The sequence below is a fragment of the Paenibacillus sp. GbtcB18 genome (assembly GCF_019091125.1).
Taxonomy (GTDB): Bacteria; Bacillota; Bacilli; order Paenibacillales; family NBRC-103111; genus Paenibacillus_F; species Paenibacillus_F chitinolyticus.
Genome location: NZ_JAGXJX010000019.1, coordinates 1 through 23015, shown reverse-complemented (window position 1 = coordinate 23015; position 23015 = coordinate 1). Strand labels below are relative to the sequence as shown.

Genomic DNA, 23015 nt, shown 5'->3' with positions numbered 1-23015 from the left:
GTTATACAGACCGAAATATCGCGGGTGTGGCGTATGCACCTGGAATTGTCTTAGTCCCTCCAGGATATGATTAATCGCCTCGCGCGCACTGACGGGATGCTCAAAAGATAATTTACGTGAGTGTTCTGCAATCGCATCCACGCTGAGTTCAGGTGAAACACGAACCCCGCGTATGTGCGTCATATAGTCATTGATTTGTTCCAACAGGTAGATTCCAATATCCATGCGTTCATCCGTATCAAGATTAAAAATTGAATTATGCTTCATCATGTGAAAAATGCATCCCCTTCATCTTGTAAAATTCCATTTCTGATTCAAAGTATACACTCGCATAACTCGGTTGTATGCATTTTCGAATGGAACCGCAATATTTCGAAACAATCTCTTTCCTATCGGCAGCGCGGTCGGTGAAAGAGAAAAACAATGCAGAAGCTATTCCTAAGCTTAAACGCCTTTTAAAATCAAAATCATATGTGACAATTTATCCTTACCAACGGCACGTGAACAAAATCTGATTGAGTTAATCAGTGGGCGCGATAAAAGGCGTTTCTTTGGACTTAACCGGTTCCTATAAGTCACCTGCGTTACCGCCTGGACGTCGCATTTTTTACGCTTAACTCACATCGTTCTCTTTGTGTCTTGAGAAAGATCCTCAATTACGGGAAACGATATATGTTCTTGTCCCAATACGGCAAACGATATAAGTTCTTGTCACTGACTTGTGACAAGAACTTATATCGTTAAAACAAAAAAAAGTCGCTGCTACGCGAATTTTAAACATGTATGTTTTTGTCATCCGACATTTTGTTAATACTCTATCTTAGTAGTAGTTGTTTATTAGTTTAGTGTACTTAAATAAAAGGTCCGTCTACTTTACCCAGACGGACCGATCAATTGATTGCACGTTGTATGTTCTCGTCCTCTAGCAGTTAAGAAATTGAAATATCACTTCCATCTAAACGCTGAGGGTTCGTAACTAGGATAGCTCTCATCAATATTGGTCCAACTGTAATATGTTGAGGTCATTAGATCAACTTTTAAATTAGGGTATTTGTACCAAGAGTCATAGTATTCCCCGTACATCCTCTTAGTAGGCATTGCTGCTACTACAGATCTTCCAATTTTTTCTTGATGATCTTTGAGCTCTTTTTTTACTTTTTCTTTTATATCAGTATTCAACTTATTGCCATGGAACAGTTCAAAGAAAAAATCAAAATCGTATTTAACTTTTATAGCAAAATCATAAGACCAAGCTGAAGAATTATATTCTAATATTTCAAATGTAAATTTCGTAGTACCTAAAGAGGTTGTTACTTCACTAAAATTCTTTTCTAAGAAATCTTTCAATTCATCTGTTGTCGTAAGCGATCCACTGGGTTTAGGGAGCGAAGGTAATATATTAACAAAGACCCCGTCTATGTAATCACCGCTCTCAATCATATCCCCCAAAGCAGTATATATTGCTCCTCGGCCATTGAACTTTCCTTGTTTAAATTCTCCCCTATATTTATTTTTGTTAGCAAATACATATGTTCCCTGTCCTTCTAAAGCTCCGTTAATAAACCGTCCTTCATAATAGCTACCATCGGCTAATACATATTTGCCTTGACCTTCTAATTTGCCACTAACAAACTTTCCTTCATAATAACTTCCGTCAACTAAGGTAAGCTTGCCTAATCCATTGGGGATTCCTTTTATTACCACACCAACGTATTTATTTCCGTTCATCAAAACCGTTGTTTCGTGCGGCTTATCATTCAAGGATTCCAAATAACTTGTAATCTGGGTTAGTCCATCACTTTTTGCTAAATCATACGGTGCTTTACCTGTAGGCCCTTTTGTTAAAGGATCAGCTCCTGCTTTAATTAATATCTTAATAATTTCCAAACAACCAGATTCATCTTTTCCAAATTTAGTTAGAGGTTTTACGTGTACGATAGCATCATAAATAAGACTTTTTTTTGTTACATCTGCTCCATGTTGGATTAATAACTCTAATCCCTCTCTATGCTGGTCTATTATCGACCAATCGACTGAAGTATATTCAAAAGGGTCTCCTGGTCTACTGTAGTTAGGATTTGCCCCTCTAGAAAGATATTCTTTCATCTTGCCGGTATCCTTTAATTTAGCTGCAGTTAATAAGCGATAAGAAATATCATGGCTTATGTATACAATTTTAGCAGTATCATTCCACTCGACGTCTGCTCTACTTGCTTCAGCTACAAAACGAAGAGGAACCAATGTTGATCCTTGCTCAATCCGTGGTTCTTTTTCGAGATTAATTTCTTTTCCATTAACCGTAGCTTTCTTACGTCCGATAGAAAGATTAATAGTTAAATTGTCTTTTACACCCTCAACTGTACGAGTTTGCTCATTCCATTTTACCTTGTACCCCAATTTTTCAAATAAAGTTCTGAATTCAACTAATATAGTTCCTGAATCGTTTACAGGAGGAACTTGGAAAATAACTTTTTGCCCATCTAAATCGATCCAAATCTCATCTCTTGCAGATGCACCATTTGAATTAGTTAAACTGATAAAAAGCAAGAAAATTAATGTTATTAGCATCTTTTTCATTGGGAAACCCTACCTTTCTTATCGCTTTTAAATTCCTTCATTTTAATCTTCGCATCCAAATTACTATCGCTTTCAACCCCTACCGATCAATAGTATGAATTAGTTCTATCGAATCTAGAGACCTAAAGATTGCAGGCCTTTAGACTCACTTTAGTAACATAACATGTCAAATTGTAGTTTACAATATTTTCTTTCTGCTTCAGTCAAGTCTTATTCTTCCAGCAAAATCGCAAAGTACCGTTCTGCTGGACTATGGCCAAAAAAGTTAAGGATTCCAGTAGAGCAAATGAAACGATTTATTACCAATCGAAGAACCTAAAAAGACCTTGAATCCATATGGAGGTTATGCTTCGCTTAATCACATCGTTCTCTTTGCGTCTTGAGAAAGATCCTCAATTTCGGGAAACAATATATGTTCTTGTCCCCATACGGCAAACGATGTAAGTTCTTGGCACAAGTCAGTGACAAGAACTTACATCGTTAAAATAAAAAAAGCCGCTGCTACGCGACTTTTAAGCATACATGTTCTTGTCATCCGACATTGATCATTCATTCTACATGTTCTTAGCTACGCTTTTTGAAAATAGTTCAGCTTCTTTGGCTAAATTTTGAGTTTCTCTTATTTTTTAAATGACGTTTGAGCCGTGAGTTGAGTTGGTTTCTAACACCATCCTGCCCATTAGTTGAATAAAGGCAGCCGATCTCGTAAACGGCTGCCTTCTTTTGTCTTCTATTTAACTAGCGTTCCCAGTTAGCGGAATAAGATACAAGAGCCGCCAACCAATAAAGTTCCGGTGCCTAAAATACTTGACGCAATTCAATCTGTCCTTCCCCATGTCCTTGCGGGTCCGGCATACGCATGGCCCACTCGAAGGCTTCTTCCTTCGACTTCACATCAAACAGAATGAACCCGGCAAACCATTCTTTCGTTTCCGTTAATGGACCATCCCTTACCATCGGCTTTTCCCCTGGTTTCAGAAACGAAAGGCGAATCCCATTTGAACTTGGATGAAGTCCTTTAGCCATAACCCGCACGCCTGCCTTAACTAATTCCTCATTGTACTTATCCATGGCTTCCATGAGCTCAGGACTCGGGAGATTTCCGGCTTCCGAATTCTTCGAGGCTTTGACAATCAACATAAACAGCATAAAAATTTCCTCCTTCTTTTTTAGAGGCAAAAATTGACCCTATTATAAATACAACGAACCGGTATCTTCAAAACCGACACTTCGAAAAATTTTTTCACAAATTAATACATAATTACTTTTTAAAAAAGTCAATGCTAATTACAATATCGATTTGGAACATGAATGATTTTATTTCTTCTTCAACTATCCTGCCCGTTAGTTTAATAAAAGACGTCTACCGCCGTCGATGAAATCATATCGGGAATGTTAAATCGTTGCAAGTCGGAATCGTGTAAATTTTGATTGGTGCTTTCGTATCGATTTTTAGCATAAAAGTTCGCTCCTTTACGCGACAAATTGTTTTAACTGCTCGATCGTAATTCGGTCCACGAATTTGCTGAACTTTTCTTTGCCTTTCGCTTGCTGCTTGTAGAAATCGATAAGCGTCGATACAACAGGTACAAGCCGTTCTTCCGTTATGCCGGAGATCAGCAGTCGGCCCATCGCGGCCTTGATTCCTTTAGGCTCTCCTCCGACGTAGATATCGAATGTGTCTCGCATTTTAACGATCCCGATATCTTTCAGCAATGGTTCACTCGTACCTAGCGCACAGCCCGCGTATCCAATCTTCAGTGGGGTGGGCGTCGCAATACCGGCAATCGCCCGATGCAAGATGCGAGCCGTCTCCAGACCGGCTTCTTCCGCGCCTTTGCAGAAGTTGCAGGCAATCAGGCTCTTGGTCGCAAACCCCGCCGGGTGTACTTCCAGTCCGGCGCGCTCCAACTCCTCCTGGATAGCCTCCCGCTTATCGAGAGGCACTTCCACGTAAAGCTGCTTGAACGAGGTCATTTCAATTTTGGCGTCCGAACCGGTGATCGTACCGATCTTGGCAAGCTGATTCGGCGTAAAGAGACTTCCCCCGACTTGAATGGCAGGTGATACCGCCAGTTTCGTCTTTTCTCCCATGATCATCCTCCTTACTTCACATCAACGACGAATGGTACGGTGAACACTTCGCCGTTATGCTGAAATTGTCCCCATAATTTGTACGTCCCGCTTTGCGGAAAAGAGGTCGCGAATTTCGCATCCGGCCCCATCGCTTTCTCATTGACCGGATGAACATGAAGATATTGATTCGCATCTTTAGAGAGAATCACAACATGGCCGACCGCACCCAAATAAGGCTGAAGGTTATCAATTCCTTTCTTCGTCTTCGCATCGCGAATGTAGAAGGTCAATGTCACGTCTTCGTTCGGTTTTGTACCACTCAAAGCCAGTTCGATTTCCTTGCCCCCCACTTCTTTCACCAGCTTCGCTTCGGCCGTAATCGCGGCATGTTTGTCTTCCTTGCCTTCCACCTTCACCCGTTCGCTGAGCGTTGTGTTGATACCGCCAGTCGGAATAAAGTCCGCAAACACCTTGTATTCACCGCCAGCAGGGAACGTAGTGTTCACCGTAAATTTGCCGTCTTCCTTAAACTCTGGATGAATGTGGTTAAAGAACGACAAATCATGATTGACGATGATAAGATGAAGCAGTTTCTCGTGATTGACATCATACTTATTGACCGGTTTCCCGTCCTTACCCGTAATTTGAATAGTCAATTCCGTTTCTTCATTTGCTTTTGCAGCGCCTGCAGGGAAGGTAAACGATACGTTAAGATCCTCCGATGCAGGCTTCGCAGTTGCGCTATGATCGCCGTGTCCGCCTCCGTGCTCCATGTCTCCCGTCCCCTTTTTCTCATTTTCTGCGGGCTTCTTGGCGTTCTCTTGCCCGCTGCTTGCTGCATGCCCGGCATGGTTATTACCGTCTGCTGACTTCTTATCCTCCCCTTTGCCGCATGCAGCCAATACGCTAAAAGCGATTACCGCAGCAGCGACGAGGATAATTTTCTTTTTCATGGTTATAGCAACTCCATTTCATGATAAATTTGAGTGTGCAGAGAGCATCTTGATACGCTGCAGCCGCAAAGCGTTAAGTACGACGGAAACCGAACTGAGCGCCATCGACGCGCCTGCAACCCAAGGGGCGAGCAGTCCGATCGCCCCTAATCTGACCTTCAATTCGATGTAGTCGGAGTGCAATAGCCAATTTCCCTTTCGTGTTTAAGTAGCTCTCTATTTGAGGCGATACCTTGGATTCCTTTGTGGTCATTTCCAACGACCCCTTATTTTTAGTATACCCCTCTATAGTATATTAATTTAATATTCTCCATGAGAGCAGCAGTCTGGATCTTGCTCTATCGGTAATTCCACGAATAGTGTTTCTTCGCTCATCGGAATCCCTCCTTTCTCTTCGTATAGTATACCCCCCTGCCCTATATAAAGAAGAATTCATCCTGTTATATCAATGGGCTCCATTCAAATACTTTGGAGCCCGATTCATCGATTACATGGCTGCCGTGTTGCTTGCCTCACCCTGCTTAGGCGAACGGATAAACAGAAACACTAGAACTGCACCTGCAAAAGCAACGATACCGGACCACAAAAACGCTTGTTGAAACCCTTCATTTAGCGCGGCGACCGGGTCAACACCAGTTTGGGAAGCAGTTGTTGAGCCCGCAATCGCAACCATGATGGCCAGGCTGATAGCTGATCCAATCTGGTAGCTCGTATTAGCGAGACCCGATGCAAGCCCTGCTTCTTCGGGTCTCGCCCCCGACATGGCGGACATCGTAGCCGGAATATAGGCAAGTGACATACCAAGCGCACCGAGCAAGGATGCCGGAAGCACGTTGGCGATGAAGTTTCCATCAACCGGCGTATCACCAGCGAACAGAAGCATCGAAGTTCCAAGTGCAATCAATCCAATGACCAGATTTGCTTTTATCCCGAATTTACCAATTAATTTACCGGTAATCAGAATCATGAAAATAGCAATCAGGATCGTCATCGGCAGCAAGCCAACTCCGCCGGCAAAAGCAGAAAACTTTAGCACCTGCTGCATATAGAGATTGAGGAAATACCACAGCGGAATCCAACCACCGGCCAGCATAATGAGCGCGATATTGCCTGCAGCCAGATTGGGCGCTTTAAAAATCTTCAGTGGAACAAGCGGCTCTTTTTTAGTTGCCTGAACGATCAAGAACAGGATAAACAATACGATTCCTGAAATAAGCGTCCACAACGTGGACGGCGCTCCCCATCCATTGTGTTCAGCGGTAACAATGCCATACACCACCAACACCAAAGCCGCTGTGACGAAGATGGAGCCAATGACGTCAATGCTGCCTTTTCTACGCATTCCTTTAGCCAAAATTCCAGGGGACAGAAGCAACGCTATAATACCAACGGGTACATTTATGAGAAAGGTCCATTGCCAGCTAAGCCACTCGGTAATGACCCCACCGAGAAATACGCCGGCCGACCCGCCGGCAGCGGCCGATGCTCCCCAGAAGCCTAATGCTTTCCCTAATTCTTTTGGATTGCCGCCGAAGAGCATCATGACAATCGTTAATGCAGATGGGGCAATTAATGCGGAACCAAATCCTTGCAGGGCGCGGCCAACATTAAGCGCCTCTTCGTTCCAAGCCAATCCTGCCAACAAGGAAGCTAGCGTGAGAATAGAGAACCCCCACATGAATATGCGACGCTGACCAAATAGATCGGACAATCGACCACCGAGCAACAATAATCCGCCAAAAAAAATGACATACGCGTTGAAAACCCACTGCAAACTTGCCTGCGTATAGCCAAGCGCTTCTTTGATGGCTGGCAGTGCAACGCCGATAATGGATGTGTCCATGATCACCATAAAATTGGCAAGGCATAGTAAGGCTAGCGCCATCCAGCGCTTGGGATCTGCTTGCGGTAAAGACTGGGTTTGACTTTTCATAATTTTCATCCTCCTCCTTATGCAACCGATCATTCAAAATTATCGTGTTGATGCGATAATACTATACCCCCCTATCGTATATGTCAAGGAAGATTTTTCATATTCTCTTCTGTTGCTGAAGAATTAAAAATTGAACTAGGAAAATGTTCGTTACAACGCTGCTTATTGGCAGCCAGACGTTTTATGGTTTTACCTTCCACCGTACAGAGTTTCTAAGCACAAAGTACATTTTGACCCTAATATATACATCAACATATAGAGAAGAAGCCACTCCGATAATGGAGTGGTTTTCTCTTGGATAGAACTTCTTTATTTTCTCTATCGTATTCTATAGTTTTCGTGCCTTAATAATGAAGGTTACAGGAAGCATCTTTGCTTTCTTTGCAAAATCTCCGTTACTCGATTGCATAATTTCATCATCAGATTCCTCAATCAATTGCTCAATGACAAATCCCTCTTTTGCCAACGCATTCACATAGGTTGATAGTTTACGGTCGGATAATGTTAGCGTACTTTCGCCAAGGTTTACCGAATACCACGATTCATCAAAATAACATTTCTTAAAAACAAGCCTATCATCTTCTGGAGCAACACATTTGTGTATTGGGTGAGACCAGCTGAAAATAAATACTCCGTCTTTTTTCAGATAAGAAGCAATTTGGCGAAAAGTCCCTTCAAGGTCGGTTGTCCAGCCTACGGCATAAATCGAATAAACAAAGTCAAAATAATCCTTTGGTATGCCACATTCTTCTTCCATGGGAGAACAGATTAACGTTGCTGAAAGGCCGCACGCCGCCAAATGCTGTTTTGTTTTTTCGATTTGGTTCTCCGATAAATCCATCCCCCACAGTTCAGATGCTTTGCGTTCACCCAGATATTTCAAGGATTCCCCGCTCCCACAGCCTATTTCTAGCATCTTTTTTCCCGAAACATCGCCAAAAAGCTGGCACTTTTCTTCTGAGACAAATGCTCCATAAAGCGGAAGTGCGGTTGCTCCTAAAACATCATTTCCTTTAGTATCCCAAAATAAGCTATTTGTTTCATGAATACTACGCTTATCCACGTCGACCGAGATGGCACTAACCTCACCACCGCCTATCATGTTTGTTCTATGAACAGAACTCTTGACCATTCATTCATCCTCCCCAAATAAGAGTAACTAAATATAACCAAATATTCCAAACAATCATATCGCACATATGTTCCTATGTAAATGCAGTCTATTAGGAATTATTAGATTAAGCAAATTTGCCCATTAGCACCTATATCGTACCATGACTTTGTCGTATCGCTTCAAATTTTGCTCAGATCGGGCGATGGATGTGCATACCCTCTTCCCGCCCCCATGAATTGCATGAGCGATGTAAACCACCCCCCACTCTTAACACCCTTCAAACCGCCTAGAATCCAATTTGACGCATCCTAGTCTTACATCCGCACAAGCAGTAAGACAGGCATCAGAATCCATCATAGTCCCGCTTTCGCCATCCTCGAATTGTCAAAAACTATACCTTTTGAAAGATAAAAATAACCGTCCAAATCAATATGTCAAAACATATATTTTTGTTATTAAAATTGGACTTCTTTGGATTCATCTCACCTGAAAGAGAGAAAGCAAATCTAGAAATGAATATAAAGTTGATGGAGCAAGAGGAAGAGAAATGGGCTTCTGAGATGCGTTCTTTACAGACGATGAGGTTGATACGGAGGATATGGAGCGATGAGGGTAGCGTAGCCTGTGCCCATTTTGATACCGTAGAATACATGCTCCCATACCTCAATAACTTCAAATGAGAGTCACGTCTAAGTATTAGATATCCCGCTTTTCTACAAATTTAGTATAGTAATTGAGAATGATCCTCAATTACGGGAAACAATATATGTTCTTGTCCTAATACGGGAAACGATATAAGTTCTTGTCACTGACTTGTGACAAGAACTTATATCGTTAAAATAAAAAAAGCCGCTGCTACGCGACTTTTAAGCATATATGTTTTTGTCATCCGACACTATCACACACTGTTTCCGTTATTTTACGTTATTTTCTTCAATAAAGCTGGTTCTGATGTAGAGTAATAGGTTGCCTTTTCTACATCTCCCGTAAAAGTTACTAAATTCCCCATAACCATAACGACTAGCCTTCCGTTGCTAGGGATTGACCTTTACGTAACAACTGACTCTAGATCATGACCAACGCCTTCTCCTTCGTCATTGTAAGCTGCGTAGTTCTGCATGTTATGTGGCTTTGGGCCAGCCCCTCAATTAATGTCTATGAGCTTTTAAACCTTCGATAAATATGCGTTGTAATCCATCAAGAACTCGTTGGCTCGTAAAGCCTTCATCTTGGAGATGGTAATCGATATTGTGAAGCACGGCCAGCAGGGCTTCAATGGTATATGAAATGTCCACCCCGGATACGTCTCCCCGTTCAACGGCCTCATTTAGCAGATTTCTGCTTATATTGCGCATCCATTGACATAAGGGAGATTGTAACGGACGGTGCCCGGTTGAGGCCCGACTGACCTCACAGAGCCAAGGAACTTTCGCCTCTAAAAAAGAAACATATCTTACGATTACATGGTAAAGCCGGTCCAAGGCAGCGGTTTCTGGGGATTGATCAAGAAATGCTTGAACTTCATCAAACAAGGGTTGGTATTCTTCACACGCGATCTCCTGACAGATGTCACCCTTATCCGAGTAGCGGCGGTATAGGCTTGCTTGTCCGACTCCAGCAGTCTTCGCAATCTGATGCATATTGACATTTTCAACACCGTTTTTGATGAAAAGTTCTCTAGCTGACGCCAAAATTCGTCTTCGGTTTAACTCCTCTCTGGGAATTTTCGGAGAGGCGGATTGCGATTCTGAATTCACTATAAACATCTCCCTTCATCATTAATTTAACTGTTATTTAATACGAAAAACGGACAATATGTCCGTTTTTCGTGTATGGACATGTTGTCCGCCAATTCATATTATAATACATTTCATGAAAAATTAAAAATACATTCATTTGGGTGACCGATGAACTTTTTTTATTTCTTGGTATAGTACTTCTTGTAAATTGGAGGCAAATGCGGTTCAATGCCCGATAGGTCCAGTTCCTTCAAACTTGCGATCGTAGGAATAAACTGCTCGTACGCTCTTTTGTTGTCGCTCGTCGTATCTGTTCCGGTTTCGGTCGATGATTTCCTGTTAACTTCAGAGTTAAGTTGCTTCTGTTCCATAGGATACCCTCCATCAAATTTAGTCAGGCTTACAAATCCGGATGTCTCTTGTGCCAGTCGGTATTCATCTCATAAGTATTGCCGATACCTAGTACTGTCGCTTCTTCGAAGGGGCGGCCAATCAATTGCATATTAATCGGCAGACCGGAAGGTGAGAAACCGCAAGGCATGCTCAGGCTAGGCAAGCCGGTCAAATTGGTCGGAACCGTAAATGAGTTCAATCTGAATACACTAGTAGTATCATCTGCACGCGGCGCAGTGATCGGTGTTGCCGGCGTCAACAAGATGTCGATTCCGGACAATGCATTCAAAAAATCATTGACAATTAATTGCCGGCCCCTCTGAGACTGGAGGTAAATGGAAGCCGGAATATCTCTGCTGCTTTCAAGAAACATTCGGACATCCGGACCATACTGTTCCAATTCTGTCTCAAGCCACTTCTCGTGGTTCGAGTACATCTCCGTCATCATAATGGCCATCGTCGCGCTTTGGGCATGTTTGATCATGGGCAGGCTGACTTCGATGATTTCCGCTCCCAGTTCTCGGAATTTATTGATAGCGGCCATCATCGCAGCTTCCACTTCCGGCATCAAATCCTCGTAATAGTAGCTTGTCGGCAATCCGATACGTACACCCCTGAGACCATTCGGATACATCTTGATACCTGGCGCAGGCAGATCGACCGTCGATTCATCCTTCGGATCGAAGCCTGACATCACATCCAAACACAGGGACGCATCCATGACGCTTCGGGTCAACGGACCCGAGTGGTCCAATGACCAGGCCATTGGAATGATACCATACCGACTGACCCGACCGTACGTCGGCTTCATCCCTACGACGCCGCACAAGGCAGCGGGTATGCGGATCGAGCCTCCGGTATCCGAGCCTGTGCCCAGATAAGCAAGTCCAGCCGCCAAAGCAGAAGCCGAGCCGCCGCTTGAACCTCCCGGTACAAGTTCAGTGTTCCACGGATTGAGGCAAGGACCGAAGTTCGGGCTAGTTGTTGTCAATCCCGCAGCGAACTCGTGAGTCTGTACTTTGCCTAGCAGAACTGTTCCAGCCTCATGCAGCTTAGTTGCAACCGTCGAATCGTAATCGGGGACGAAGCTGTTTAATATTTTTGAACCGGCAGTTGTTCGGATCCCTTTAGTGTAATATAGATCCTTATGAACGATGGGAATCCCGTGAAGGGGCCCTTTGTACCGACCATGCATAACATCGCGTTCCGTTTGTTTCGCTTGTTCAACCGCCAGCTCGGCCGTTTGGGTAACGAAAACGTTCAGTTTCGGATTCAAACGTTCGATGCGATGAAGTGCATGTTCCGTAATCTCTACCGGGGATATTTTCCTTGTCCGGATCCCTTCGGCCAGCTCATGAATAGAAGCAAAGGACAGTTGGGAATTTAATTTACTCATCTCGTCATCCTCCCTATCTTCGGACAAGTCGTCCGTTTACCCGCTAGGATTTGTTTTTCTTGCCAATAAGTATGTCAGGATTGCCAACAGGGCAATGGTAAAATATACAACAGAAAAAGGTATCTTTAAATCAATCAGTCGGCTGACCATCGCAGGACCGAATGATCCGCCTAGCAGATAGGCCAGCGTGAAAATACTCATCCCCACACCCAGCTCAGCCGAACGGAGTGTCGTCGAAACTAAATTGCTGCTAGAGGTGAGGACACCGTTGAATCCAATCATAAGGATAATGATCAATAAAGCATCGAACCATGGCGGCAAATGTACGGATACACCAAGCAGTATAAATCCGCCGATGACGAGACTTTGCGATATGACAAGCACGCGGGAGCTTCCGAAACGATCCGTCCAACCTCCGATCCGGGATCCGAGCAAGGCTGCGCAAGCAGCACCGGGAAGCATCAGCAGACCGATTTTGCTAGTCGGTAAATGAAAGGCGTTCTTCATCATGACAGGAAAAGTAAAGGTTAACCCCGTGTTGCAAAAGAAGGTAAGAAATCCAATTCCTAGAATTCGTCGGTAAGGAGCATTTTTCATGAAAGATGCATCGATAAATGGATCTTCTTTTTTCTGAATATGAGTACCGAACCATAGAAGAACTGCTGCTCCTGCAATGAGCATAAACCAATAGTTAGTAACCCCTAGCAATACAAACGCCAGTCCGGCGGAGAACAAAACAGCTCCGAGAATATCGAATGAACCGCGGTCGTGTTTCTTGCTTGGAACATATTTGAATACCAAAGGGATAACAAATAGGCTTAGACTGGACACGATGAACAAAGCGCGCCAGCCAAAGTATTGCTCCACGAAACCGCCGAACACAGGCCCGAAGCCGGAAGCAAAGGCAATTGTGGCGGACAACGTTCCCAGTACCCGTCCCTTGACGGCAGGCTTAAAATATAGGGTTACTGCCGCATAAGACAGGGGCGAGATGGACGAAGCCCCTGCTGCTTGCATTAATCTCCCAATAATGACTTGCAAGTATGAAGCTGCAAAGAAGCCGATCATAGAGCCGAAAGCAAAAAGGATTAAACCAATGACATACAGCTGACGGAAGGAAAAGGACTCCGTTAACTTGCCGTAAGTACCGGCGCCGATGGCCATCAAAATGCTATATCCGACCATGACCCAGCTTACTTGCGAGGAGGTCAGAGCAAAGTCAGCGGAAATCGACGGTATAGCCAAGTTAAACATGGTCATATTGATGTTTCCGAAAATAATGAGTAAGCAAAGTGTCCCCATTAATTTCCGCTCATTACCGGATAAAGCCATTGATTGAGTATCCATAGCCTATTCCTCCATTACAGGAAGTCAGGAAAGGTGCGGCATGTTTGCGCTTGATCTCTATCGTGTCCCAAGAAAACATAGGACGGCCGAACATCCTCAATCAACTCCTGCATGCGAGTAATCGATTTGGCAGCCATCTCTTGATCGAATGTCAAGAATGGTACGCTACTCTCGAAGTTCTCCCGAGTATAAGCAACATCAATCGTCAGAAGCACTGGACCCGACTTTTCCGTTGTGACGAGGACTGATTGATGGCCAGGGGAATGACCTGGAGTAAAGAAAATTTGAACCCCCGGCATCAATTCATGGTCACCCTCAATGATTTGATATTGTAAATCGGGAAGCCTGCACTCTAAAGGAGAGTAATCCTCGTTGCCTATGGCCGCATCATACTCTGCCCTTTGAATAAGGATCGGCGTATTGCGGAAATGCCCGTTTCCCCCAGAATGATCCAAATGTAAATGGGAGCTAATGACCATCTGAATATCGTCAGGTCGATAACCGACACGCTTTAACACATTCACGATCGAATCGCCTTCTGACATGTTGGGGACGACGCGCCCTTCACGTCTAGTCCCCTTGTAGTAATCGGGATTGTTGATAAAAGCGTCTGGCATTCCCGTATCGATGAGTATCGGCCCGCTGGTCGTTTCCAACAGAAAAGACCACACAGGCATTCCGACTAATTTTCCGGGGGCAAGGGTTCGATTAACTGCCGATTGATCTAGGAAACATTCACCTACAGGTAAAAAATTCAGCTTCTTGACATACATCCAGTTTCACCCTTCACACTATAAATTCGGACAACTTGTCCGTTTGGGATTTATTATATATGGACAACTTGTCCGTTGTCAATTCGTCATCAGAAAATAAGGCCGATCAGCTGCTGGATCGATTTGTCCAAACAGCCTTTTGGGAGTGAATTTCCTACTTTCGAATACTTTGAGGTGTTTGAAAAACAGGTAGAAGATATTAGGGGAATTTTTGAAGAGTTACAAAAGCATTTTTCAAATAATCCTCAATAACTAATATAAAAAAGAAGGCCATAAAAGGCCTTCTTTTTTGGAAGCATATCCTTGCCGCAGCGGCAAAATTATGGTTCAAGTCACAAACAGCCAACCAAAATCTTTAAATCAGTATCTCCTCTATCACCATATCTGATTCATCTTGAAGAATATAATGCCTGCCCGGCAATTTTGCTTGTTACAATCTGGCGGCCAAACCGCCAAAAGAATGTTCTATACCACATTTATAAAGGCGTTTCTGCGGACTTCACCGGTTCCTATAAGTCACCTGCGTTACTGCCTGGACTTCGTGTTTTCTACGCTTAACTTACATCGTTCTCTTTTCGTCTTGAGAAAGATCCTCAATTACGGGAAACGATATATGTTTTTGTCATCCGACATTGTACGTTGAACTTATACTTATTGCATTGGTGAACTTAAACGTTTTGAATAAGTAAAAAATGAAATTGAAGTTATTGCATAATGCCGTTTAGAACGAACAGTTCTTCTAATGCAATAACTTTAAGTTCAAAAAATATACGTAAATTGAACTAAACTCCAACAATTGTTAATTACCTCTGGATTTCATCATCAGTTATATGCGTGTAAATCATAGTTGTTTGTATTGATGAATGCCCCCACTGGTTCTTCAATCTCGGTACGTCGTTGTTCTCCTTATAAAAAAATGTGAAACCTATTATTTCTGAAACGAATATAAATGGTACTCTACGTCCTTAACAAAACCTAACTTCTCTGCCAAACGCCAAGAAGATTCATTGCTTAAAGAGCAATCCCAGTAAGGAATTAATTTCATTTCTCTAAGTTCTTTAATATAGGAGTATGCGGCTTGATATGCCAGTCCCTTTTTCCTATGTTCTTGCGTTGTCACTATGCCTATCGTGTGTATATTACCTGCCACAAACCCTGAATAACAGATACTAGCAATAACATTTCCCCTTAGAACGCAATATGCAATCCCATGATTCATAAAGTGATCGATATTCCCCCAAAACCCCGCAAGCTCTGCCTCTAGGAAATCAAGATTCTTGATTTGAGCCGAGGATAATAGTTCTGGGTTCACTCTTATAACTTGATATTCAGAAGACAAAGGCGCTAGGTCTTTGTCTTGCTTCTCTACAGCTTGATGGTCATCCCATTTATAAATGAGTTGGATGGATTGCTTTACATTCCGGCAATGATATGATTGTTTAATTACATCGTCCCACCCCTGATGCATACCTGCCACTTCAACCCAATTGACATCTCTTTGTAGCCGTTCATTCAATTCATGGTCAATAAAATGATTAAGATCTTCCAAAAACGATATGTTATTCTCACATCCGATAAGAAAAAAACCTTTGAGTCCTTCCACCCACACGAAAGCCGATGTCGGATTTACTGGATCATCAGCCACAATCCATCCGCTGTTCACTAAATTGACGACAGCATAAACCTCAGGAAATTGAAATCCACTCAGGAGCATAGGCTTCAGGAGATGATATTCACTCTTTTTGAGTTCGTAAATCATTTACGGCTCACTCCATTCTAATTGTTTACTACCTCGTTTCCATGTTCACAACTTGGCCCAAAATCCATCTGGTTATTTTGTCCGCAATGTGAAAATAGCGAACATCATGCGAAATTGCAATTACGCATCTTCCCTGCGCTTTTAACTCTGGAAGTATAAGTGCCCATGGCCCCTCTACCCACTGTCAAACCCTCTTCGACATAGGCAATTAACTGCTTAAAGTATCCTTTATTATATAAACCCCACCTTGTCCCTCTTCTACTAAATAAACATCAAAATCATTTGATCCCCACATGACAAATCTAAATTCCTTGCCCCGTGGAGCTCTCAAATGCACAGTTTTAAAAGGGCTGGCTGTATCGCTATCGCTTAATTTGCCAAGTAAGGAAACTGTACGGTCTGCACCTGCTAATAGTAAACCTTTATCCAAGCGCTCGGTATCGTTATAGAAATGAAGGATATGATGCGTATCAGCAGTATTGTCCGAAACGGCTCTGACGGATACACCACCATCCACCGTGTTAGCAATGGTGAATCTTTTGCCATCCTTCAGTTCCAAGTAATGTTCATGCTCGGAAACATACCTTTCTACACGACCGCTTTCGAGGTTGTAAAATAAATCCGCTGATAGTGTATTGGGCCACATCCCATTAACCTCGGAACCATCCGCTAAAGTCGCCTTCATGAAATATAAAATCGTGGTTTCGCTGGGCATTCTCCTTGTAGGAACCAGCTTTGCGGTAACATCGCTAATCCAGTTTTTTAATACGCTTTCGTTTAGTTTCAAGTCCTCTGATCCCCACCCTAAACGAAGCAAAGCGATCTGAGCTTGAGATAAAGCATAGTACATTCCTAGCTGAGGAATGATACGTTCAAATACCGTTATCGTTTTGGCAATAGCTGTAACCCTCTGGGATGCACCTACTGCCGTATTTCTGTACGTAGAACCGACTTCTGCTTTAAAATGAGAATCAAGGAACATAAGCGAGCCTTCATTCTTATCCAATGTAACATTCAGTGTCGAGTGTGCAGTTCCTTCATTCACAATCTCTAAAGCCCTGTTAAAGTCATAAGACTCTCTATACCTGCCTGTATCGGAAACTATACCGAATCGTCTCGTCAATAAATGATTTAAATTCTCAAGCAAAAGATCTTTATTAGCTTCATTGCTTATTGAAGCGGCGTCAAGACCCAATAATCTGACAATCCCCTCAGGCTGATAAGGGTCAACAGGATAGTTGATCGTTTTAGCAAAGTGTTCTTTAAGTCGTTCAGATAATAATATCAGTTCTGACTTCAGCAGCAAACCGCAAAGAGATAACACATCCTCGTTCAGATACATATATACGAAACTTTCATTTGCAATAATCGTTTCCAAAATATCTGCAAGAAACATATCGCCTACCAGAAAATCAGACCCTACTCGCAAAGCAAGACGACCATCATCTGAAAATCCGGCTCTAATAGGAGGAAGAGGAAGTTCAACATGATGATCTAACTTCAAAGCGATTCCAGGTTCCTTTGACGTATCATCATTTTCTTCAATCGCTGACTTTAGTATCATACTCATCTTAACTCCTTTATACATGACTCCTCGTAGGGAAGGCTATTTCAAATGGTTGTTTGCTTGCTTTCTCGAGCAATCTCTTTTCGAACGATCGGTGCGACGCGGGTGCCAAACAACTCGATGGCGCGCAAGACTTCGCGATGCGGCAATGTGCCGATACTGAGATGTAAGAAGAAACGATTCGTCCCTAAATTTTTGCGGACGAGAAGAATCTTCTCCGCGACATATTCAGGATCGCCAACATAAAGGGCGCCCTCAATCCTGCGTGCAGCATCGTAAGATGCACGGCTGTATGGCGGCCATCCTAACACTTTGCCGAGTTCATTCATTTGAACCGACGTGTAAGGATAGTGTAACTCGGCAGCCTGCTTCGTTGTTTCTCCAACGAAGCCGTGTGAGTGTGTCGCAATTCTAAGCTTACTCACATCGTGACCGGCCTCGGCGGCAGCTTGTTTATACAATTCAACTAAAGGAGCAAATCTTTCCGGCATTCCGCCAATGATGGCAAAGACGATGGGCAGCCCCAGCGCTCCTGCTCGAATGGCCGATTCAGGGCGCCCACCGGTTCCGACCCACACCGGAAGCGGGTCTTGGACGGATCGCGGATAGACGCCAAGATTTTGGATCGCGGGGCGATGACCACCTCGCCATGTGACTTTTTCCGAAGCCCTAATCTTTAGAAGCAACTCAAGGTGTTCTTCAAACAATTCGCTGTAGTCATTCAAGCTATAGCCAAACAATGGGAACGAATCAATAAAGGATCCTCGGCCTACCATAATCTCTGCCCTGCCGTTACTGATGCTATCCAACGTGGAAAAAGATTGGTATACGCGAACCGGATCATCCGAGGAAAGAACGGTAACGGCACTCGTGAGCCGAATTCGCTTGGTTAAAGCTGCAGCCGCTGCAAGCACCACGGCTGGCGATTCAGAGGCATAATCAAACCGTTGATGCTCTCCGATTCCAAATACATCAAGGCCGACTTGATCGGCAATAACGATCTCTTCGATCCCGTTCTGAATCCGCTCGGGATGGCTCATCCTCTTGCCCGTTACAGGATCCGGTGAGTTCTCTAGAAAAGTATTGATGCCTATTTCAAAGTTGTCTGTGAATTCAGCCATCGTTGATCCTCCTTCATTTCCTGCTACAAATACCTTAATTGGGTTAATTTCTACTTGATAGTAAAAACTGCTGTTGATCGCAGGCAAAAATATTATCGATGTCCTGCAGCAATGTTTTTTGGCGCTACTTCATGGATACGTTTAAGATCCGATTCCGTAAGCTCAACCTGCAAGGCGCCTATATTCTCTTCTAAATATTTTCTTCTTTTCGTTCCCGGAATAGGCACGATATCGCCGCCTTGCATCAATATCCATTTCAACGCCAGTTGAGGGACAGTGCATTCCTTTTCAGCAGCCATCTCTTGAATCCGGGCGACGAATTGAAGGTTTTTCTGTAAGTTTTGTCCTTGAAATCTGGGGAAGTTACGTCTAATATCGTCGTACCCCAAATCCTCGTATCGTTGAATTGTACCGGTTAGAAACCCACGTCCAAGCGGGCTGTAGGCTACAAAACCGATGCCAAGCTCTCTGAGGGTAGGAAGAACTTCGTCTTCAATGTCTCTGGACCATAAGGAATATTCTGTTTGCACTGCCGATAACGGGTGAACTGCATGCGCTCTGCGTATCATATCTGGCGGGGCTTCTGAAAGGCCGATATAACGAACCTTCCCTTCCTTCACCAGATCAGCCATCGCCCCTACAGTCTCCTCGATTGGTGTATAGGGATCAATACGATGCAGATAATACAGGTCGATGTGGTCAACGCCTAATCTGCGCAAGCTTGCTTCCGCGGCAGCCTTAACATATTCCGCTCTTCCGTTGTATTCCCACAGCGGCCCTTTGTCGCGTACTACACCGAACTTGGTAGCCAAAGTGACCTCATTACGTCGATCTTTGATCGCTTTTCCCACCAGTTTTTCATTTTCGCCGACACCGTACATATCCGAAGTATCCAAGAAGCCTACACCAAGTTCTAATGAACGATGAATCGTCCGTATGGATTCTTGTTCATCCCGGTCACTGCCGTAAAAATCGGACATGGTCATGCAGCCTAATCCCAGAGCAGATACTTCCAACCCGCTTGATCCAAGCGCTCTTTTCTCCATAAAAATCACTCCTCATGTTCAATGTTGAAATCACAATTGCCTTTTTCTTATACGCTTTTGAGTTGCTCGGCTACATTCTGTTTATTTTTCAAAGCAATCGAAATCACTGCAAATACGGTTGCAAGCAAAACGATTAGTCCTCCGACCCAACCTATCGATGATAGGGAGAGTTGTTCGACAATCACACCACCTAGAACTGCTCCCAAGGCGACACCAAGATGGAAAGCAGAGGAATTCAGACTCAAAATAATATCGGTTGATTGAGGAGCCATAGTAACTAGGTTAAACTGCTGTGCTGGGGCCGTTGTCCAAGCTCCAAGCATCCAAAGAGCTAGTATGAACAAGGCGCCTGCAAAGGTAACGGCAGCTATCGGGAGAAAGATCAGGGCAATCACATGCAGGAGCAGACTTGCAATCAGTGTACGAGCAATTCCCCATTTATCAGCTCCGTATCCTCCTATACGTGCTCCTACTACAGCCATAAGTCCCATACCTAGCAAGACAAGGCTGATTGTATTGGAGTTAAGACCTGCGTTTTCGCGCAGCAATGGCGCTAGATACGTAGAAACAACAGAATAACCTGTAATAAAGAATAAAGAGGTTAACAAGCCACTTATTACTTTGAATTCTTTGAGTACGGCTAGTTGTTTAGATAGCGAAATCGCTTCTTGACCGGATAACTTAGGAACGGCTTTTGCGATGGGAATAATCGTTATTAGGGTGATTACGCCAAGTATAGCGAAGATCCATCGCCATCCCATATACTCTCCGATCAAAGTGCCTAAAGGAAGTCCGATGACGAGTGAAAGACTTGTTCCCATTAAGACAGTACCGATCGCACTTCCTCTTCTCTCCGGCGGAGCTAATTGAGCGGCAACACCCAGGGCAACTACGGCGAAAATACCTGCGCTCACTCCCAAGACAGCCCGGGAAGTCATAAGCAATGCATAATTAGGACTTAGAACAGCAATGATATTGCCAATAACGAAAGTACATAGTGCTGCCAGTAATAGCACTTTTCGATCTATTTTTGATGTAATTGCGATCAGAATCGGCGTACCCACTGCGTAGGCAATGGAATACACAGTAACTAATTGTCCGGCAAGACCTATTGATACGTTTATATCTGAGGCAAGCATGTCAAGAATTCCAGTAATAATCGATTCGGCCGTACCGACCACGGTCGCACCTAATGCTAGAAAATAAATAATCAATTTGTAGCTCTTCATGTTGTAGTCCTTCATAAATGCTTCATTTCCCCCGTTTTCCTAATATAAAATGGATATTGAATCTAAATGAATAAAAACAATTCTTCAGCAGGCATACCTATGAATCAGGAGGCCCTTGACCTTTAATAGAAAGCAACGGCGTTCACCTCCTTTTAATCGAACGATCGATCAATTTACTTTAAAAAAATATCGACTATTCGATGGGTATAGATCAATATTTTATCGAACGATCGTTCAAAACGTTTCAAAAAAATGGGCTGGTTATGCTTTAATAGCATTCCAGCTCATTTGAATCATTTTATCGATATTAGCAGAATTGAATTCATATTCGCCATTTATAAACTCTTTCCCCATTTGGACAAATGGCAGACAAGAGTAGGTAACTAAAAGATTGGTCTCCGAATCCTTGAATAGTCCCTCTCTGATCCCCCTCTCGAATAGAGCATACATCGGCTTGAACACACCACCGTTTTGATCTTTACAGCTTTTGCGTATAAACGGAGAGTCAAGAAACTGTTCCATTAACAGAAAGTTAGCTTTATTATTCACAATATAATTGGAATAATTACGCAAGATCTTCTCAAAACCATCCTTGACTGACATATCCGCCGTTACGCCTCTAAACATCATCTGATGCATTTGATCCTTGAGGTTAAAATAAAGTTTAATCAGTAAGTCTTCTTTACTTTCAAAATAAAAGTAAATGGATGATGAAGAGATGCTTGCCCTCTTCGCAATTTTGGACATGGATATATCGGATAGCCCTATTTCATTGAGAAGTGCAATGGTTGTCTGATAGATAAGTTCCATTTTGTTTTCGGATTTGTTTTTCATGAACTGATTATAATCGATCGTTCGTTCAAAATCAAACTTTTTTCACGGATTAATCCCAATGACTTGCAATCTCTCCCCATGTAAAATGGCTCGCCTCCGCCCACCAGCTTGTAATTGCTTATTCCGAGCAGATGCGTAAAACCTATTGTTGCCAAACTGCGCCTAAAGATCTTCGCTATTTCTCCATTATTATACATTCATCTAATCGGTAATCGGCTCATGTTCTTGTCCTTTTCGGCAATAGTTCAATGTTCTTCTCACTCTCTACCGAAAAGACAGGCCGTAAGTGCGGCCCTGTAAGTGCTTCAACACTTCCCGGCCTCACTCTTCACGAAATATCACACGGCTTGCAGCAGTGACTATGATTGAATAAGCCAATCTGTCTCTAACGCATTCCAGTTTGGTGTAGGCACATCCGACCTTGCCCTCCATTCGGCAAAGTCCTCATTCAAGGCTGTGAGCTCAACTGCTGTCCCATCAATCAACCGGCTAACCGGAAGCAGGAAGAAAATCTTCAACGCCCAGCGGATTAAGTTTGGATAGCCGGTAATCCAAGACGCCTGCTTCGCAGGGGTTAACGGGTACCCCAATGATTCAAGTACACGGAAGCCCTCCCCCATCGCCGCCACTACCTGACGCATTCGCCTGTCGTCACGGACAACCTGTTTCAACTGGAAGCTATGGAACAGTATGACCATATTCATGGGCACGATTAGCACCATGTGGTTTTTCAGCCACGCATCGATCTGATCATGGTAACTGAGCTTGTATTTGGTTCGCATGAATGCCTGCTCCAGCAGGGAGCGAAACGGAACGGGACCGTCCAAACCCCCGATGACCATCTCCCCATGGCCGCCACGAATGCAAATGACTCGTCCGTCGTTACGTGTACCTGCGGTAGTTTGGAATCCAAAAGCTACCTGTTTAGGCGACTTACCATGTTTACTCAAATGGTCCTGCATGGCGTAGGTATTCATATTGTTGCCGACCAATACGATATGTCGGCTAACGTTTTCTGCGAGGATCGGTAGCACAGCCCCGAAATCCGAATATTTCATCATGACGAAGATCAAGTCATACGCGTCACCTGACTCTAGTCTACGAATTACTCGAACCCGATCAACAGTTGTCTTGCGCTGAAGGTAATGCCGAATGACC

19 protein-coding genes and 2 pseudogenes are annotated in these 23015 nt (G+C 43.6%); 1 reads left to right on the top strand and 20 read right to left on the bottom strand.

Annotated elements, in window-relative coordinates:
* The 5 genes and pseudogenes from KVT34_RS28605 to KVT34_RS28585 all read right to left on the bottom strand — a co-directional run.
* Nucleotides 1-270, bottom strand: a pseudogene (locus tag KVT34_RS28605) (pyridoxal phosphate-dependent decarboxylase family protein); the annotation flags it as partial.
* 675 nt (nucleotides 271-945) lie between these two features.
* Nucleotides 946-2577 (bottom strand): stalk domain-containing protein, encoded by a 1632-nt coding sequence (locus tag KVT34_RS28600; RefSeq protein WP_217563103.1) that lies wholly within the window; start codon nucleotides 2575-2577, stop codon nucleotides 946-948.
* A gap of 798 nt (nucleotides 2578-3375) precedes the next feature.
* Nucleotides 3376-3726 (bottom strand): YciI family protein, encoded by a 351-nt coding sequence (locus tag KVT34_RS28595; RefSeq protein ID WP_217563102.1) that lies wholly within the window; start codon nucleotides 3724-3726, stop codon nucleotides 3376-3378.
* Between the two features lie 324 nt (nucleotides 3727-4050).
* The gene (locus tag KVT34_RS28590) at nucleotides 4051-4671 is read right to left on the bottom strand and encodes an NAD(P)/FAD-dependent oxidoreductase (protein WP_217563101.1); all 621 of its coding nucleotides are present in this window, start codon (nucleotides 4669-4671) and stop codon (nucleotides 4051-4053) included.
* 11 nt (nucleotides 4672-4682) lie between these two features.
* Nucleotides 4683-5606: a hypothetical protein gene (locus tag KVT34_RS28585; RefSeq protein ID WP_254635218.1), complete on the bottom strand. Its 924-nt coding sequence runs from the start codon at nucleotides 5604-5606 to the stop codon at nucleotides 4683-4685.
* Between the two features lie 49 nt (nucleotides 5607-5655).
* Here KVT34_RS28585 and KVT34_RS32525 point away from each other — a divergent pair, with 49 nt between their 5' ends.
* The gene (locus KVT34_RS32525; protein WP_302695640.1) at nucleotides 5656-5778 is read left to right on the top strand and encodes a hypothetical protein; all 123 of its coding nucleotides are present in this window, start codon (nucleotides 5656-5658) and stop codon (nucleotides 5776-5778) included.
* 315 nt (nucleotides 5779-6093) lie between these two features.
* On the opposite strand, the gene KVT34_RS28580 is transcribed toward KVT34_RS32525, so the two are convergent.
* From KVT34_RS28580 to KVT34_RS28515, 15 genes and pseudogenes are all read right to left on the bottom strand, one after another.
* Nucleotides 6094-7539 (bottom strand): MFS transporter, encoded by a 1446-nt coding sequence (locus KVT34_RS28580; RefSeq protein WP_217563100.1) that lies wholly within the window; start codon nucleotides 7537-7539, stop codon nucleotides 6094-6096.
* A gap of 328 nt (nucleotides 7540-7867) precedes the next feature.
* On the bottom strand, nucleotides 7868-8671 hold the full coding sequence (locus KVT34_RS28575) for a class I SAM-dependent methyltransferase (protein ID WP_217563099.1): 804 nt from the start codon (nucleotides 8669-8671) through the stop codon (nucleotides 7868-7870).
* 1130 nt (nucleotides 8672-9801) lie between these two features.
* Nucleotides 9802-10419 carry a TetR/AcrR family transcriptional regulator gene (locus KVT34_RS28570; RefSeq protein ID WP_254635217.1) on the bottom strand — a complete coding sequence of 206 codons (618 nt, stop codon included), beginning with the start codon at nucleotides 10417-10419 and terminating at the stop codon, nucleotides 9802-9804.
* Nucleotides 10420-10571: 152 nt separating this feature from the next.
* Entirely contained in the window at nucleotides 10572-10763 is a 192-nt protein-coding gene (locus tag KVT34_RS28565) for a hypothetical protein (RefSeq protein ID WP_217563098.1), read from the bottom strand.
* 29 nt (nucleotides 10764-10792) lie between these two features.
* On the bottom strand, nucleotides 10793-12181 hold the full coding sequence (locus KVT34_RS28560; RefSeq protein ID WP_217563097.1) for an amidase: 1389 nt from the start codon (nucleotides 12179-12181) through the stop codon (nucleotides 10793-10795).
* Between the two features lie 36 nt (nucleotides 12182-12217).
* On the bottom strand, nucleotides 12218-13528 hold the full coding sequence (locus KVT34_RS28555) for an MFS transporter (protein WP_217563096.1): 1311 nt from the start codon (nucleotides 13526-13528) through the stop codon (nucleotides 12218-12220).
* A gap of 14 nt (nucleotides 13529-13542) precedes the next feature.
* Nucleotides 13543-14301 carry a quorum-quenching N-acyl homoserine lactonase AiiA gene (aiiA, locus tag KVT34_RS28550; protein ID WP_217563095.1) on the bottom strand — a complete coding sequence of 253 codons (759 nt, stop codon included), beginning with the start codon at nucleotides 14299-14301 and terminating at the stop codon, nucleotides 13543-13545.
* 803 nt (nucleotides 14302-15104) lie between these two features.
* Nucleotides 15105-15221 (bottom strand): annotated as a pseudogene (locus tag KVT34_RS32085) (tyrosine recombinase XerS); the annotation flags it as partial.
* An 8-nt stretch (nucleotides 15222-15229) separates the two neighbouring features.
* Nucleotides 15230-16060 (bottom strand): GNAT family N-acetyltransferase, encoded by an 831-nt coding sequence (locus KVT34_RS28545; protein WP_217563094.1) that lies wholly within the window; start codon nucleotides 16058-16060, stop codon nucleotides 15230-15232.
* A 208-nt stretch (nucleotides 16061-16268) separates the two neighbouring features.
* Nucleotides 16269-17630 (bottom strand): hypothetical protein, encoded by a 1362-nt coding sequence (locus tag KVT34_RS28540; RefSeq protein ID WP_217563093.1) that lies wholly within the window; start codon nucleotides 17628-17630, stop codon nucleotides 16269-16271.
* 41 nt (nucleotides 17631-17671) lie between these two features.
* A complete protein-coding gene (locus tag KVT34_RS28535) occupies nucleotides 17672-18748 on the bottom strand; it encodes an LLM class flavin-dependent oxidoreductase (RefSeq protein WP_217563092.1) in 1077 nt (358 codons plus the stop codon).
* Nucleotides 18749-18840: 92 nt separating this feature from the next.
* Nucleotides 18841-19794: an aldo/keto reductase gene (locus tag KVT34_RS28530; protein ID WP_217563091.1), complete on the bottom strand. Its 954-nt coding sequence runs from the start codon at nucleotides 19792-19794 to the stop codon at nucleotides 18841-18843.
* 47 nt (nucleotides 19795-19841) lie between these two features.
* A complete protein-coding gene (locus KVT34_RS28525) occupies nucleotides 19842-21038 on the bottom strand; it encodes an MFS transporter (protein WP_217563090.1) in 1197 nt (398 codons plus the stop codon).
* A 246-nt stretch (nucleotides 21039-21284) separates the two neighbouring features.
* On the bottom strand, nucleotides 21285-21857 hold the full coding sequence (locus tag KVT34_RS28520) for a TetR family transcriptional regulator (protein ID WP_217563089.1): 573 nt from the start codon (nucleotides 21855-21857) through the stop codon (nucleotides 21285-21287).
* Nucleotides 21858-22216: 359 nt separating this feature from the next.
* Nucleotides 22217-23015 (bottom strand): ketopantoate reductase family protein (locus tag KVT34_RS28515; RefSeq protein WP_217563088.1); only part of this gene is annotated, 799 nt, incomplete at its 5' end.